Origin of the sequence: Arthrobacter crystallopoietes (genome assembly GCF_002849715.1) — a bacterium.
Lineage (GTDB): Bacteria > Actinomycetota > Actinomycetes > Actinomycetales > Micrococcaceae > Crystallibacter > Crystallibacter crystallopoietes.
In genome coordinates, this window is sequence record NZ_CP018863.1 from 834649 (window position 1) to 850303 (window position 15655).

Here is a 15655-nt window from a genome sequence, read left to right on the forward strand (position 1 = left end):
GAAAGGAATGACCGTGAGTACCTCGGTTCTGGCTGAATGCACGCTCGAGATCGGCGGCATGACCTGCGCCTCCTGTGTAGGCCGGGTGGAAAAAGCCCTGACAAAGCTCGACGGCGTGGCCTCCGCCCACGTCAACCTCGCCACCGAAGCGGCCCGGGTTTCGTACAACCCGGACGCGGTCGGGCTCGAGGACCTCACCGCCGCGGTCATCGCGGCCGGCTACACCGGCAGCCTCCGGCAGCTCCCCCAGACGCCGGCGCCCGACGTACGGAAGGTGCCGGAGCCGCCGTCGTCCGTTGATGATGACAGGGAGGCCCGCCGCGACGCGGAACTTGCCGGACTCAAGCGGAAGTGGCAGGTCGCGTTGGCGGCCGGGCTGTCCCTGATGGCGGTGATGTATGTGCCGCTGCCGATCGATGCGATGGACTGGCTGATGCCGCTGCTGCTGGTGGTCGCCACCGCGGTGCAGTTCTGGGCCGGCCGCGGGATCTACGCCGCAGCCTGGGCCGCCGCCCGGCACCGCAGTACCAACATGAACACGCTCGTGGCCCTCGGAACCGGGGTGGCGTACGGCTACAGCGCCTTCGTCACCCTGTGGCCGGGCGTGGCCGAGAGCCAGGGCCTGCCGCTGCACGTCTACTTCGAGACGTCGCTGGTCATCATCGCACTGGTGCTGATGGGCAAGTGGCTGGAGGGCCGGGCGAAGAAGCAGACAGCCGCGGCGATCAAGGCGCTGGCCGGACTGTCGCCCAAAACGGCGCGCGTGATCCGCGGCGGCGTCGAGCTGGATGTGCCCGTGGACGACGTCGTTGTTGGTGATCTAGTGCGGGTCCGCCCGGGCGAAAAAGTTCCGGTCGACGGCGTGGTCACCGAAGGCGCGTCCGCGGTGGACGAGAGCATGCTGACCGGCGAGAGCATGCCGGTGGACAAGCGGCCCGGCGACACCGCCATCGGCGGGACCATCAACCGGACCGGCTCCCTGGTGCTGCGCGCCACCGCCGTGGGCGCCGACACCGCGCTGGCACAGATCATCCGCCTGGTCGAGGACGCGCAGGGTTCGCGGGCGCCGATGCAGCGGCTGGCCGACAAGGTTTCCGCGTGGTTTGTCCCCGCGGTGCTGCTCATCGCCGCCGGCACGTTCGCCGGCTGGGCGCTGTTCGGTCCGGACACCGGCCGGCTGACGCTGGCCATCGGCACCGCGATCGCCGTCCTCATCATCGCCTGCCCGTGCGCGCTGGGCCTCGCCACCCCGACGGCCGTCATGGTGGGCACCGGCAAGGCGGCCGAGCTGGGCATCCTGATCGGCAACGGCGAAGCGCTCGAACAGGCCCGCCGGCTGACCGCCGTCGTCCTCGACAAGACCGGCACGATCACCACCGGCCGTCCCCGACTGACCGAAATTACGACGGCGGGGGCTTGGGACCGCGACGAAATCCTCGCCTTGGTGGGGGCGGCCGAGCGCGGCAGCGAGCACCCGCTCGGTGAAGCCATTGTTGCCGCAGCCCGCGAGCGCGCGGCGGAGCGGGGTCTGGAGTTGCCGGAAGCCGAGAAGTTCGAGGCACTGCCGGGCCACGGTATCGATGCCGAGGTGGCCGGCCGGCACATCCTGATCGGCAACCGAGCGCTGGTGGTTTCGGCTGGCCGCCTGGGCACCGCAGTTGCCCGGCTCGACGCCGCTGCCGCCGAGGCCGCACGGCAAGGCCAAACCCCGGTGTACGTCGCCATCGACGGCGAGCCCGCCGCGCTGCTCACCGTCGCGGACAGCATCCGGCCCGAATCCGCCGAGGCCATCGCCCAGCTGAAGGCGCTCGGCGTCGAGGTCTGGATGCTGACCGGCGACAACACCGCCACCGCCGCCGCGGTAGCCCGGTCCGTCGGGATCGAGCACGTGATGGCCGAGGTCCTGCCCGGCGAAAAGGCGGACCGGATCAGCGCCCTGCAGCGCGAGGGCCACGTTGTCGCCATGGCCGGTGACGGCATCAACGATGCTCCCGCACTGGCGCAGTCGGATCTGGGCATCGCCATCGGCACCGGAACCGACGTCGCCATCGCCGCCTCGGACATCACGCTGGTGGGTGGGGACCTGCGCGGCTTCGTGTCCGCGATCGCCCTCTCCCGACGCACCGTCGCCACCATCAAGCAGGGCCTGTTCTGGGCCTTCGCCTACAACGCGCTGCTCATCCCGGTGGCGGCCGGGGCGCTGCACTTCGCCGGCGGGATCCTGCTGGACCCCATCCTGGCCTCGGCGGCGATGGCAATGAGTTCGGTCAGCGTGGTCACCAACGCCCTGCGCCTGCGCGGCTTCCGCCGCCCAGCCGGCGTGCAGGAGATCCTGCATCCGCCGCTGCGTGCGCGGGTCGGCCAGTACGCCTACCTCACCGGTGTGGCCGCCGTCGCCGTCGCACTGGGAACCGCCTTCACCCTGCTCAGCCACACCGACGCGGCGCAACGCGGCATGAACGGCGTGCTCGCCTGGACCCAGTCCACCGGCATGCCGATGCGCCCGGCCATGAGCACCATGATGACCACCGACGTCGACCCGCTCCCCGCCGAGGAAGCCGACGTCAACGTCCGGCTCGACGTACCCGCAGCCACGCGGCCCGGCGAACCCACCCGGGTTTTGGTGGAGCTCACCGACGCCACCACCGGTGCGCCGCTCAAGGACCTGGGCCTGAGCCACGAAGTCTGGATGCACCTGATTGTCACCCGCGACGATCTGGGCAGCTTCGCCCACGTCCACCCCGAGCCGACCGGCCAACCGGGACAGCTCGCCGTCGAACTCACCTTCCCCACCACCGGCAACTACCTGGTCAACACCGAGTTCCGCAGGCAGGGCCAGATGCAGGACATCCATGCCGACCAGCAGCTGCGCGTCGGCGGCACCGCCACCCCGAATCCGGAAACGCTCACAGAAAGCCCGCGCACCCAGATTAACGACGGCGTCCGCGTCATCTTGGAGGGCGAGGCAACGGCCGGACAGACCAGCGAGCTCTCCTTCACCTTCGCCGATGCCGCCACGGGTCGGCCAATCAGCAGCCTGAAGCCGTATCTGGCGGCAGCCGGACACGTAGTGATCATGGACGCGGCCGGCGAGGAGTTCGCGCACGAACACGCCGACGTCGAAGACGCCGACGGCAATCCGGTCTTCGCCCTGCCCGGCCAGCAGTTCGGACCCGAACTCACCGTCCACGCCCACTTCGACAAGCCGGGCCTCTACCGATTGTGGGGCCAGTTCCGGCTGCCGGATGACCGCGTGATCACGGCGCCCTTCACGGTCCAGGTCACCGACGACGGCAATGGATGAGCGCGGCTGGCGGTATTCTCAATGATCATGCCGAAATTCACCTGTCCTGATGGCCTTGCCGTTGCCTACCGAACAAGCGGCCAGGGCACACCTCTTCTGCTGCTGAGTGGTCAGGGTAACGGGATGGGCTGGTGGGATCCGATCGTCGCCGATTTCGAGTCCGACCATCTGGTCATCCGCTTCGACTATCTGGGGACCGGCGGCAGCGACGCGCCCGCCTCGGGCTATTCGCTCGGCAGGTTCGCCGATGATGCCGCGGCACTGCTGGACCATCTGGGGATCGAATCGAGCGCCGTCTACGGCACGTCCATGGGCGGAAAGGTGGCGCAGCAACTGGCACTGCGCCACCCTGCCCGCGTCAACTCCCTCGTCATCGGCTGCTCCTCTACCGGAGGGCCGAACACGCTCCGGATGCCCAAGGAGATCAGCTCCCGAATCGCAGATCCGGCGTCCAAGGAAGCACTCCTGACCGACCTCATGTATTCGTCCGCCTGGACGGCCGAGCGCCCCGGCCCCTATGCCACCTTGGGTGAAGCAAAGACTCCCCAGGCTCGGCTGGGCCACCGGCGGGCAAGCAACGGTCACGACGCGTGGGACCAGTTGGGCGCCATCGCGGTTCCCACCCTGGTCCTGCACGGCAGCGACGACTTGATGGTTCCGCCGGCCAATGCCGATCTCCTGGCCGGCCGGATCCCCAACGCCCAAGTGCGCATCATTCCCGGCGGACGCCACGCGTACTTCGAAGAATGCCGCGAGGTCGCCAGCCCGATCGTCCTGGATTTCCTGGCAGAGGTGTTGGCCGCGCCTTCTAACGACTCAAAATAAGCACCATTGGACTGCCCTCAGGCCAGCGTCTAGCGTAAGTCTTATGTCAGGGGAGCCCGCTGAAAAACTGCCAGCAAAGTCGACCAACAATCCGCTGCTTGTGCTGGGGAAAATCACGTCGATCCTCGATGCCTTCTCCCTGACGCGGCCGGTACTGACGCTGGCCGATATCCGTGAGGCAACCGGCATGCCGACGTCCACCGTGCAGCGGCTGGTCACCAACCTGACGTCCCAAGGCTTCCTTGACCGCGAGGAAGATGCCTACCGGATCGGCCTCAAAATGGCGTATTGGGCGGCGCCGGCGACGCGGGGCAAAGCTGTTCTCGACGTCATCAGCCCGCTGCTGAAGGACCTGCGCGACACCACGGGCGAGACGGCCTGCTTCTTCCGTGCCGAGCAGCACTACCGTGTCTGCGTTGCTCTGGCGGAAACGCGGCACGCACTCCGGCGGGAGATGCACTTGGGAAAGATCCTGCCTCTGCATGCTGGATCGGCCGGGCGCGTGCTGCTGGCGTGGGATCCGGAATTGCTGGCCGAGCTGGTCAAGAACCCGCTGCCGCCGCTCACCGAGTCCACGATCACCAGTTCCGAAGACCTCGAGACAGTAGTAAAACAGACCCGAACCGATGGTTTTGCCATCACCACCGATGAGCGCGAGACCGGGGCCTCAGGCCTGTCCGCCCCAGTCTTCGACTCCGCGGCCGGCCTGGTCGGCGCCGTGACGATCAGCGGCCCGACCATGCGCATGCCCCGGCAGGTCTGCGAGGACTGGGTGGAGACCCTCCTGCAGACCGCCGAACGCATGACGCGGCTCATCGGCGGACGCTTCCCCGGCGAGCCAAAAGCCTGACTGCAGACTTTCCACGCCCGTTAGTCCGGCGCGATCAGGATGCTCATGCCCACGCGTCCGGGTTGACGGCGTGTGGCGGGATCCGGCCCTCGGCCATGGCCACCGCGTTCAGCGCGCTCAGCCGCGCCATTTCGCTGCGCACCGGCACCGTGGCACTGCCGACGTGCGGCAGCAGGACCGTGTTGGGCAGCTCGGCCAGGCCCGGGGCCAGCCGCGGCTCGTCCTCGAAGACATCCAGGCCGGCACCGGCGATCGTGCCGTTCCGCAGAGCTTCAACCAGTGCGGCTTCGTCCACAATCGGGCCTCGGGCCGTGTTGATCAGGATGGCGCCGGGCTTCATCCGCTCCAGCACATCGGTATCCACCAGGTGCCGGGTCTGCTCATTGAGCGGGACGTGGACGGAGAGGAAGTCGCTGCGCTCCACCAGCTCGGTCCACGGCACCTGCCGGACCTTGCCGGTGAACTCGCCCAGCTCCTCGTCGCTGACCGGCCGGTCCCCCGGCGGCCGCGGCGCGAAGATCACCTCCATGCCGAAACCCAGCGCGCGCCGGGCGGTGGCACGGGCAATCCGGCCGAACCCGGCCAGCCCCAGGACGCGGCCGGACACATCGTGGCCCAGCATCAGCTCGGGCTCCCAGCCGTGGAAATTCCCCTCGCGGACGAGTCGGTCCGCCTCCACTACCCGCCGGGCAGTCCCGAGGATCAGCAGCAGGGCGATATCCGCCGTCGCGTCCGTGAGCACGCCGGGCGTATTGCCCACCATGATGCCGTTGGCCGTGGCGGCGTCCACATCAATATTGTTGTAGCCCACCGCGTAGTTGGAGACGCCGCGCAGCCGCGCCTGCGATAACAGCGGCGCGTCCATCTGGTCACGCAGCTGCGTCAGTACGACGTCGTAATCGCCGGAGGCGCAGAGCTCGCCCAGCGTTTCATAATCCGGCAGCTCCGGCAGGACGGTGACCTGCCCGGCTGCCTCGAGCAGCTCCAGGCCGGGCGCGGGAACGGGTGTGGTGACGAGAAACCGGCTGCCCATTCAGAGCCCCCTGTCGCATACGGGTTCGCGGTCCGAGGCAATGACCCACTCGAAGGCTTCCGCTTTGGAGCGGGCACCCTGGGCCGACTTGGAGCGGTTGGGCTCGCCCAGTTCCGCCAGCAGCTTTTCGGACAGGTCAACCAGTCCGGCAAAGGTGGCCGGCGTCAGCCCCTCGGGCCGGGTGGCGAAGAGGATGTCCTCGGTGGAGGTGTTGCCGCTGGCGCCCGGGGCGAAGGGGCAGCCGCCCAGCCCGCCCAAGGCCCCGTCCACCAGGGTGGCGCCGGCCGCGATGGCAGCGAGCGTGTTCGCCACGCCGAGGCCCCAGGTGTCGTGGCCGTGGTAAACGATGCGCCGTGCCGGCGACTCGTCACGCACGCGAGAGATGAGGCTGGAAACCTGCGCCGGGACCGCTTGACCCAGGGTGTCGCAAATAACGACGTCGCAGGTGCCTTCCGCCCGCGGGTCATTGGCAATGGCGAGCACCCGTTCCTCCGGTACGATCCCCTCGAACGGGCAGGTGAAGGAGGTGGCGATGCAGAGCTGGATCTGCCCGTTGACGGCGCGGGCATGTGCCACGGCCTCCGGCAGCGCGGCCAGGCTGGCGTCGGTGCTGCGGCCGATGTTGGCCTGGTTGTGGGAGTCCGAGGCCGAGAGGCAGTACTGGAAGTTCCGTGCCCCAGCCGCCGCGGCCTTGGCCACGTGTCCCGGTGTTGCCACCCAGATCCAGCATTTCTCCAGCTCTTCCGCCGTCAGTGCCTGCACCACTTCAAGCGTGTTGGCCATCGTCGGCACCAGATCTGCGCGCGCCATGGAGCCCAGCTCGATGGACGGTACGCCCAGCCGCAGCAGTTCGCGGACGGTCTCGACCTTGCGTTCGGTGGAGAGCATCTTGCCGGTCAGCTGCAGCCCGTCGCGCAGCGTGACGTCCCGCAGTTCCGCGCGGGGTTCCAAGGTGAAACTCATGCCTTCAGGGCCTCCTCGCGGCTCGAGGCCGCATTGATTTGTTCGGTGTCCATGCCTAGCAGTCCGCCGAGGACTTCGTCTGTATTCTCGCCCAGATCCGGGCCGAGGTTGCGGATGGGCAGCGACTGCTCGCCGATCACCGGCACGATCCCCGGGAAGCCGACGTCGGAAAGCACTTCCTCGCCGGTGGACACGTCGAACTTCTGGATCATGTTCCGTGCCGCGTACTGGTCGTCGGCGACGATGTCCTCCGCCGTGTAGATGGGGCCGGCCGGTACGCCGGCGGCGTCCAGCGCGGCGAGGGCATCCGCTGCCGGGAGCCCGGCGGCCCAGTCGCCGATCGCCGCATCCAGTTCCTCGCGCCGGGCCCAGCGGAGGGCGTTGGACTGCAGCCCGGGGTCGGTCCCCAGGTCCGGGCGCCCGATGGTTTCCATGTAGCGCAGGAAAATGCCGTCGCCGTTGCCGGCCACCACGATGCTGGCACCGTCCGCGCAGACGTAGGCGTTGGACGGGGCAATGCCTTCCATCCGGCCGCCGGTGCGTTCGCGGCGCACACCGTACGCCTCGTAGTCCGGCACGAGCGATTCCATCATCGAGAACATTGCCTCGTTCAACGCGACGTCGATAATCCGCTCCGGCAACGCCACAGCGGAACCCGAGCTCCGCCGTCGTGCTTCGCGCTGGAAAAGGCTCATCATGGAGCCGAAGGCGGCGTACAGGCCGGCGATCGAGTCGCCGATCGAGACACCGACCCGGACCGGGGCACGGTCCGGGTCCCCCACGAGGTTGCGGAAGCCGCTGTAGGCCTCGGCCACGGCGGCGAAGCCGGGGCGTTCGGACAGCGGGCCGGTCTGGCCGAAGGCGGAGACGCGCGTGATGATCAGCTCCGGGTTGGCCTCGTTGAGCACCTCGGGCCCCAGCCCCCACTTCTCCAGGGTGCCCGGCCGGAAGTTCTCCAGCAGGATGTCCGACTTCGCTGCCAGCTCCAGCACCGCCTGGCGGCCCGCGTCCGTGCGCAGATCCAGCACCACCGACTTCTTGTTTCGGTTGATGGTCCGGTACAGCATGGACGTGTCGCCCTTGTGCAGGCGCCAGTTCCGCAGCTCGTCGCCGGTGCCCGGGCGCTCCACCTTGATCACCTCGGCGCCGAAATCGGCCAGCAGCCGTCCGGCCGTGGGGGCGGCAATGTAGTTGCCCAGTTCAAGAACGCGCACGCCGTCCAGCGGGGCGATGGGTGTCTGTGTCATAACTCTTTCCTCGGTAGTGCAGTACGTCTGGTGGCCGGGATCCGGCCTAGAAGAGCAGGCTCATGGGCATGATCAACAAAATTGCGACGACGGACGCCACTGACACGCCGACCGTCACCGACTTCAGGGCGCCCCGGACGCTCTGGCCGAGCAGCGACTGCAGCAGCCAGAAGGTGTTGCTGGTGACGTGCACCATGAACAGCGAGCCGGCGCCGGCGGCGAGGGCGATCAGGACGGGGTCGATGCCAAGCGCCGGGGCGATCGGGGCGAGCAGGCCCGCGGCGGTGATGGCCGAGAGGGTCACGGAGCCGACGGCGATGTGCAGCAGGGCGGCAATGCCCCAGACCACGAGCAGCGGAGCCACCGTGCTGGCAGAGAAGAAGCCGCCGAGGATGTCGCCCAGTCCCGCTGCGCCTACGGTTGCGGCGAGCGAGCCGCCGACGCCGGTCAGGATGAGGATCTGTCCGCTTTCCTTGAAGCCCGTGGCGATGGCGGTTTCCACCCGCTTCTGGCCTACCGTGTAGCGGCCCATGATGCCGGTGCCGATCAGGCCGATCAGCAGGGCGATGACGGGCTCGCCCAGCAGTTGCAGCCAGGCCATCTCGATCTTCAGGATTTCCAGGATCGCGCCGGCGCCGATGAGCAGCAGCGAGACCAGCAGCGGGGCGAAGAGCACCAGCAGCGGAGCTTCACGTTCCTTATCCGCCTCGGCGACGGCGACCGAAGCGCCGGCCGGGACAGGTTCAGCGGTAGCGCCGTCGCCGTTGGAACGGCCCGTGGTGCCTGTAGTGCCCGTGCCGCTGCCGGTGCTGCCGCTTCCGGCACCGGTTTCTGTACCGGCCGCAATCGTTTCGGTCCCCGGAGCGGAGGTATCGTCGTCCTCCTCGAGGTAGATGTGGTCCTCATCCTTCTCTTCGTTCCAGAAGCCCCTGCGGAACAGGAAGGTCATGATGGCGATCGAGATGATGATGGTGGGGACGATCAGGATCAGGCCGAAGATCATCATCTTGCCCAGCGGCACGCTCAGCAGGCCGGCCAATGCCAGCGCCGCGACGCCCGGGACCATGAAGACGATGCCGCATTCGAGCGCGATCGCCATTGCCGTGGCCATCCGCGCCGTGCCCAGCTTGCCGATCCTCGGGGCCAGCTTGCGGGCCAGCGGAGCGGAAATCACCAGCAGCACGTCCAGGAAGATGGACTGCAGCGCGGTGCCGATGGCCAGACCCATGGTGTAGGGCAGCCGCTTGGGCCCGAAGACGTGCAGCAGGTGCTCCACCAGGCGGCGGATAGCACCGGTCTCGTTCAGGATGGAACCCATCAGCACGCCGAACGCAATCAGCAGGCCGACCTCGACCATGATTTCGCCGAAACCGCCGGTGATCGTCTCCACCGTCTTGGTTACGCCGAGCCCAGCCGAGAGCCCAAGATAGACGGAGCCGATGATCAGGGAAATGACGGGGTTGACCTTGAACCTGACAATCAGCACCACGGTGGCAAGCACAGCCACCGCAGTGTTGATCAAGATAGCCATATCGGACATGGGAAGAATCCATTCAGTCGAGCCTTCAGCACTGGAGGCTGCGTACGAGTTTCGCTGTGACGGGAAGCACAGCACTCGTCCCATATTATGGGTTCTGACTCACATTGCAAGACTTAGACCAAAGAATTACGACGGCGGCACTCAGGTGCGGATCGAATCCCGCCTGAGTGCCGCCGTCGTTGTTAGTTATCCGGGATGCCGGCCATCTGCTGCGTCCCGGCGCGATCAGAAAGGTGAAGCTGCTGTGCGAGATCCTGTAACCAGCGGAGCTAGCGCTGGGCCAGAGCTTCAGGGTCTTCGGCTGCCAGGGCGCTGACCGTCTCGTCGTAGAGGGGTGCCGGGCCTTCGTTGTTTACCTGACCGGCGGACGGCGTCCGGTAAGGCTCAGCTGCGGCGACCCGCGGTGGGGCGACCGGAGCGGCGGGAACGGCAGGAGCGGCAGCAGGCACCAATTCTTCGGCCGACCAGTCACCCTCATACTCGTGGTAGTAGTAGCCGTGGGCGGCGGCTTCGGCCTCGGCAATAGCCTCTTCCTCGGCCCGCTGCTGGGCGACTTCGGCGCGCTTCTGGTACATGTGAACGGTCAAGTGGGTAATGGCCAGCAGCACCACCGGCGGCATCGCGGCAACCAGCGCGGACACGATCGGCGGAATGCCCGAGGCCATCTTGTCCACGGTGAGGATCGCATGCACGGAGTTGGCAGCCGTGGAGACTATGGCACCGAAGAAAAGCAGTGACCAGGGGTAGATCATCGCGCGGCGGCCATGGCCGTTCAGCGCGACGATGGCCACCGTGGAGGCGACGATCATACCGTCCACAATAATCGGCCAGATCCAGGCCAGGCGTGGTTCGATGCCGGAGCGCTGCGCCAGATCGGTCAAGGCGGCGAAGGAAAGCACGAAGGCGCCGATCGCGATCAAAACCGTGGCGCCGACGGCGGTCCTCAGGACGGCCTTGTGCGGCTCGTTGGGAATCTTGTTGGCCATGTCCGTGGCTGCCTTCTGCTTGAACCGTGCCGGCGGACCGGCAGGGACGCTGACGGCCCCGGAAGATTCTACTGTGGCAACACCAAGGCGCCGTGCATTTGGGGCGAACGACGTCGGGTGCCCGGCTCTTGTGAGCCAGGCACCCGACGTCGTGCTTTGAAAATTGAAACTAGGAGAGCTTGGACGCCACCAGCGAGGTCAGATCCACGAGGCGGTTGGAGTAAGCCCACTCATTGTCGTACCAGGCGACGACCTTGACCTGGTTGCCGATGACCTTGGTCAGACCCGAATCGAAGATGGCAGAGGCGGGATCGGTGACGATGTCCGAGGAGACGATCGGCTCATCGGTGTAGGACAAGATGCCGGCCCACTGCTCTTCGGCCGCGGCGGCCTGGTAGGCGGCGTTGACTTCCGCGGCGGTAACCTCGCGGCCCACGGTGACGGTCAGGTCAGTGGCGGAGCCGGTGGGGACGGGGACGCGGATAGCGAAGCCGTCCAGCTTGCCCTTCAGCTCCGGCAGCACCAGGCCGATGGCCTTGGCGGCGCCGGTGGAGGTGGGCACCATGTTCAGCGCGGCGGCGCGGGCCCGGCGCAGGTCCTTGTGCGGGCCGTCCTGCAGGTTCTGGTCCGCGGTGTAGGCGTGGATGGTGGTCATCAGGCCGTGCTCGATGCCGAAGTTGTCGTTCAGCACCTTGGCCAGCGGGCCCAGGCAGTTGGTGGTGCAGGAGGCGTTGGAAATGATGTTGTGCGCGGCGTCGTCGTACAGCCCGTCGTTGACACCCATGACCACGGTGAGATCCTCGCCGGTGGCCGGGGCGGAGATCAGGACCTTGCGGGCGCCGGCGACCAGGTGCTTCTCGGCATCCGCGGCGTTGGTGAAGAAGCCGGTGGATTCGACCACGATGTCCACGCCCAGTTCACGCCAGGGCAGGTTGCCCGGATCGCGCTCGGCCAGCACCTTGACGGTCTTGCCGTCGACCACCAGGTTGCCGCCCTCCACGCGTACTTCGGCGGCGAGCCTGCCGGTGACCGAGTCGTACTTGAGCAGGTGGGCCAGCGTCTCGGGACTGGTGAGGTCATTGACCGCTACGATCTCAAGGTCTGCGCCCAGCTTGCCCTGCTGCAGAGCGGCGCGGAAGAAATTGCGGCCGATGCGTCCGAAACCGTTGATTCCAATTCGAGTGGTCATGGGAGGTCTCCTTCAAGCGCGGCAAGCGCTATTTATTTACTGTCTAAATTTAAACTCCATTACTATTGTCTGGAACAACCGGCCCGACGTCAAGAGGAACTTTCGTGGACAAGACAGCCAGCACCCCGCAGGCCTTGCGGCGGACCAATCTCAAGGCTGTCCTGGAGGTCATGCGCGACGCCGGGGCGATGACGGGAACGGACCTGATCGAGGCCACCGGCTTGACCAGGGCCACCGTGATTGCGGTCTGCGACGACCTGATCCGCCGTGGCTGGGTGCGCGAACTGGAGGGCGACCGGAGCTCCGGTTCGCAGAAGGGCCGACCCGCCCGCCGGTTCGAGTTCAACGCTTCCGCGGGGTGCGTCCTGGGGCTCGACGTCGGTCTGGCCACCGTCACGGTGCTGGTCGCCGGGCTCACCGGGCAGATGCTCGGCCGGGCCGCGGAGCGCTTCAGCAAGACCGCCGACGAGGCCGAACGGCGTGCCACCATTGCCCGCACGGCCGATCGCGCCCTGGCGGAGGCCGGCCTGCCGCACTCGGCCGTTCTCGCCGTCGGGATCGGGCTGTCCACTGCAGTGGACCGCCACGGCAACATCACCAAGGGCCTGCAGCTGAGCGAGCATTTCGACATCGGCCTGCAGACGGAACTGTGGCAAGAGCACGGCTGGCCGGTCCTGCTGGAGAACGATGCGAATCTGGCCGCCCTCGGCGAACACTGGCGCGGCGTCGGCGCCGGAGTCGACGACCTTGCCGTCATGCTGGCCGGCGAACGCCTCGGTACCGGCCTGATCGAATCCGGCCGGTTGCTCCACGGCAGCAACGGCGGCGCCGGCGAAGTAGGCACGTTGGAACTAGTCGACGGCGTCGGCAGCCAGGATGGCATCGCCCGGCTCGCCCGGCACTGGGGCACCGCCGCGCTGGCCGAAGGCAAGCCGACGCTGATCCGGGACCTGGTGGGGCCGCACACCCCACGTGTTTCCGCGAGGTTCGTCTTTGAGGCAGCGGCCAAGGATGACCCCGTCGCGCAGGAGATTTTGGAGCGCATCGGCCGCCGCATGGCGCGCGTCATCTCCCTGCTCGGCACCTTCCTCAACCCGGAACTGGTGGTCATCGGCGGCGCCGTCTCTGCCTCGGCCACCGCCCTGCTGCCGACCATCAACGCGGAACTTCCGCGGCTGACCGGGACCCCGCCGCGCGTCGCCGTCTCCGAGTTGGGCGATGCCATTGTCGCGACCGGTGCGGTCCGGCTCGCGCTGGCCTACGTGGAAGACAACGCGCTGGCGCTCACTCCGGTCGGCGCCGGGCAGGGAGCCGGGCAGGGAGCCGGACAGGGAGCCGGACAGGGAGCCGGCTTGTAAGACATTTGCCCGGCGGCAACGGCTTTTTTCGTGCAGAACGTCTGCTGACGCACCTCGGCTCTGGCAGATCTGCGGGCGGTCGATTAGGTTCGAATTTGGCCATTGGTTTTTCCCAACCAATGGCCTCGCGCTGCCCGGCCCCAACCGGGCGGCGCGATCATTCGCCTAACCTTTGGAGGACATGCAGTGACGCACTACCCCAAGCTTCAGCACGGTTCCCGGCCCAAGCGGTACCGCACTCTCGCAGCCGCCGCAGCCATCGCCGTCGTACTCCCCTTCGGTTCGCTGGCCCCGGCTGCGGCCGACGCGAACTTCCCCTCGCCCGAGGGGCAGACCAACATTTCGAGCATCCTCACCTACTCGGATGTGGTGGCCGAGCTGCAGAAGCTCGAGCAGACCAGCCGCTACGGTGTGAACGCTTTCACGCTGGAAGAAGCCGGCACGCAGGTCAGCACCTCGGAGCAGGGCCGCGACCTGTATGTGGCCACGGTCGGCAGCGGCGAGGAACATGTTTGGGTGCAGGGCCGGATCCACGGCAACGAGCCCTACGGCACGGACTCGATCCTGACGCTGCTCAAGGACCTGGGCAGCAACGGTTCCGCGGACTACTCGCTGCTGCGCGAGAAGTTCACCTTCCACTTCATCCCGATGTACAATCCGGACGGCTCGGAGGCGAACATCCGCCACACGGTGCTCTGGGACCAGGAGTCGGATGCCCCGGAACTGGACGCGGACGGCAAGCAGCAGCGGATCGACCTGAACCGGGACTGGACGGCGGACGGGTTTGTGGCGGACGAGTCGCTGGCATTCTACGAATACTGGACCAAGGTCAAGCCGGACTTCGGGATCGACATCCACCACCAGGGCTTGAAGGAGGAATGGGGAACCGGCGATGATGTCACGCTCTCGCTGGGCATCTCGCTGGCGCCCGGCGGGCCCACGCTGCCCAACATCGAGAACGGCGTGTACGACGTGCTGACCCGCCAGATGCACGTCTATGTCTACGACCAGCTGGCCAAGTACGGCTCCATCAACATGGACCGCTACCAGGTGGGCAACGGCTACGAAATCGACATTAAGGGCGGTGTGGTTTCGGCCATGATGCTCGGCCTCGACTACCAGAACCTCAACCCGGACGGGCACTCCAATCCCGTGGTGTTCTTCGAGACGTCCGGCAACACATCCGACGGAAGCCTCGGCCAGAAGGCGCGCGGCAAGTCCATCCGGCAGAACGTGCTGGCCATGAAGGAACTGCTGCTGGGTCTGGCCACGGGCGAAGTGCAGCAGGCCGACGCCGAGCGCTGGGAAGACATCCCGCACCAGCCCGTCAACGGCTACCAGACGGACTACGCCGGAATTCAGCCGCCGCGCTAATCCGGGAACACCCGTTCCCCCACCGTCAAATAACGACGGCGGACGCTTGGTTCCATGAGCAGCGGAGCCAAGCGCCGCCGTCGTTGCTTGTTCCGTCTATTGACCGTGCAGCTCACCGGATTTACAGTTAAGGAACTTATTAATTAAGGAGTTGCTTACGTGGCCGCATCGGACGAGCTGAGTGTTGTTTTTGCGGCACTCGCCGACCCTACAAGGAGGGCCATCCTGTCGCGGCTGCGCCAGGGGCCAACCACCGTAGGTGAGCTCGCCGAGCCTTTCTCGATGAGCCGGCCGGCGATCTCGCAGCACCTTCGCGTGCTGCAGAATGCAGGGCTTATCGAACGCACCACGAGCGCACAATGGCGCACCTGCACCCTGCGCACCGAACCCCTCAACGACGCATCGGTCTGGATCGACCATCACCGTGGTCTCTGGAACGAGCGTTTCGATCTGCTGGACGAGCGGCTCCGCGAACTGAAGGAGAGGTCATCCGATGGTTGACCAGACCACAACCCAGGAAAAACAGTTCACCATTACCCGTGTCTTCGACGCGCCCCGCGAGGTTATTTGGCGCGCGTGGACGAACCCGGATGAAGCCGCGCATTGGTGGCATCCGCGCGAGGTCCGGACGCCGCGTGAGTCTGTGCGCGTGGACCTGCGCGTCGGCGGCAGCTATGAGTACAACATGATCGCCCCTGATAACAGCGAGTACCCTACCGCCGGGGAGTACTTGGAAGTCGTCGAACCCGAGCGACTGGTCTTCACCTGGGGCAGTCCGGGCGACGATCGGTCTGAAGTGCCCGTCATCACCGTCACTCTCGCCGAGCTCGCCGGCGATCGGACCGAGATGACGTTCCACCTGCGCGGCATCGAGGGCAAGCTGGGCGACGGCTTTGTCTACGACGGCTGGAACGAGGCATTCGACTGCCTGGTCGAGCACCTCGCGTGAACCGGAGCCTGCCGGCTTAGCGACCCTGGGACACCGC

At 67.0% G+C, this 15655-nt stretch carries 13 protein-coding genes; 7 read left to right on the plus strand and 6 right to left on the minus strand.

Annotated features, from left to right (window positions below; all coding sequences use genetic code 11):
* Positions 1 to 13 precede the first annotated feature (13 nt).
* The 3 genes from AC20117_RS04075 to AC20117_RS04085 all read left to right on the plus strand — a co-directional run bounded on the left by AC20117_RS04075 (position 14) and on the right by AC20117_RS04085 (position 4979).
* Positions 14 to 3304: a heavy metal translocating P-type ATPase gene (locus tag AC20117_RS04075; RefSeq protein WP_257790780.1), complete on the plus strand. Its 3291-nt coding sequence runs from the start codon at positions 14 to 16 to the stop codon at positions 3302 to 3304.
* A 123-nt stretch (positions 3305 to 3427) separates the two neighbouring features.
* Positions 3428 to 4129, plus strand: coding sequence for an alpha/beta fold hydrolase (locus tag AC20117_RS04080; RefSeq protein ID WP_211482307.1), 702 nt, complete (start codon positions 3428 to 3430; stop codon positions 4127 to 4129).
* A 43-nt stretch (positions 4130 to 4172) separates the two neighbouring features.
* Positions 4173 to 4979, plus strand: coding sequence for an IclR family transcriptional regulator (locus AC20117_RS04085; RefSeq protein ID WP_074700871.1), 807 nt, complete (start codon positions 4173 to 4175; stop codon positions 4977 to 4979).
* A gap of 43 nt (positions 4980 to 5022) precedes the next feature.
* Here AC20117_RS04085 and AC20117_RS04090 read toward each other — a convergent pair whose 3' ends face one another.
* From AC20117_RS04090 to gap, 6 genes are all read right to left on the minus strand, one after another.
* The gene (locus AC20117_RS04090) at positions 5023 to 6012 is read right to left on the minus strand and encodes a 2-hydroxyacid dehydrogenase (protein ID WP_074700870.1); all 990 of its coding nucleotides are present in this window, start codon (positions 6010 to 6012) and stop codon (positions 5023 to 5025) included.
* On the minus strand, positions 6013 to 6975 hold the full coding sequence (locus AC20117_RS04095; RefSeq protein ID WP_074700869.1) for a hydroxymethylglutaryl-CoA lyase-like TIM-barrel protein: 963 nt from the start codon (positions 6973 to 6975) through the stop codon (positions 6013 to 6015).
* On the minus strand, positions 6972 to 8222 hold the full coding sequence (locus tag AC20117_RS04100; RefSeq protein WP_074700868.1) for a CaiB/BaiF CoA transferase family protein: 1251 nt from the start codon (positions 8220 to 8222) through the stop codon (positions 6972 to 6974). The genes AC20117_RS04095 and AC20117_RS04100 overlap by 4 nt, the downstream gene beginning before the upstream one ends.
* A gap of 46 nt (positions 8223 to 8268) precedes the next feature.
* Positions 8269 to 9762, minus strand: a complete 1494-nt coding sequence (locus tag AC20117_RS04105) for a GntP family permease (protein WP_074700867.1) — start codon at positions 9760 to 9762, stop codon at positions 8269 to 8271.
* 269 nt (positions 9763 to 10031) lie between these two features.
* Positions 10032 to 10748, minus strand: coding sequence for a DUF2637 domain-containing protein (locus tag AC20117_RS04110; protein WP_101632529.1), 717 nt, complete (start codon positions 10746 to 10748; stop codon positions 10032 to 10034).
* A gap of 169 nt (positions 10749 to 10917) precedes the next feature.
* Positions 10918 to 11937: a type I glyceraldehyde-3-phosphate dehydrogenase gene (gene gap / locus AC20117_RS04115; protein WP_074700866.1), complete on the minus strand. Its 1020-nt coding sequence runs from the start codon at positions 11935 to 11937 to the stop codon at positions 10918 to 10920.
* A gap of 104 nt (positions 11938 to 12041) precedes the next feature.
* Here gap and AC20117_RS04120 point away from each other — a divergent pair, with 104 nt between their 5' ends.
* From AC20117_RS04120 to AC20117_RS04135, 4 genes are all read left to right on the plus strand, one after another.
* Positions 12042 to 13295, plus strand: a complete 1254-nt coding sequence (locus AC20117_RS04120; RefSeq protein ID WP_074700865.1) for an ROK family protein — start codon at positions 12042 to 12044, stop codon at positions 13293 to 13295.
* Positions 13296 to 13481: 186 nt separating this feature from the next.
* Positions 13482 to 14669, plus strand: a complete 1188-nt coding sequence (locus tag AC20117_RS04125) for a M14 family zinc carboxypeptidase (protein WP_211482305.1) — start codon at positions 13482 to 13484, stop codon at positions 14667 to 14669.
* A gap of 159 nt (positions 14670 to 14828) precedes the next feature.
* Positions 14829 to 15170, plus strand: a complete 342-nt coding sequence (locus AC20117_RS04130) for an ArsR/SmtB family transcription factor (RefSeq protein ID WP_074700864.1) — start codon at positions 14829 to 14831, stop codon at positions 15168 to 15170.
* Positions 15163 to 15618: an SRPBCC family protein gene (locus AC20117_RS04135; protein ID WP_074700863.1), complete on the plus strand. Its 456-nt coding sequence runs from the start codon at positions 15163 to 15165 to the stop codon at positions 15616 to 15618. Before AC20117_RS04130 ends, AC20117_RS04135 begins: the two co-directional genes overlap by 8 nt.
* The last annotated feature ends 37 nt before the right edge of the window (positions 15619 to 15655 follow it).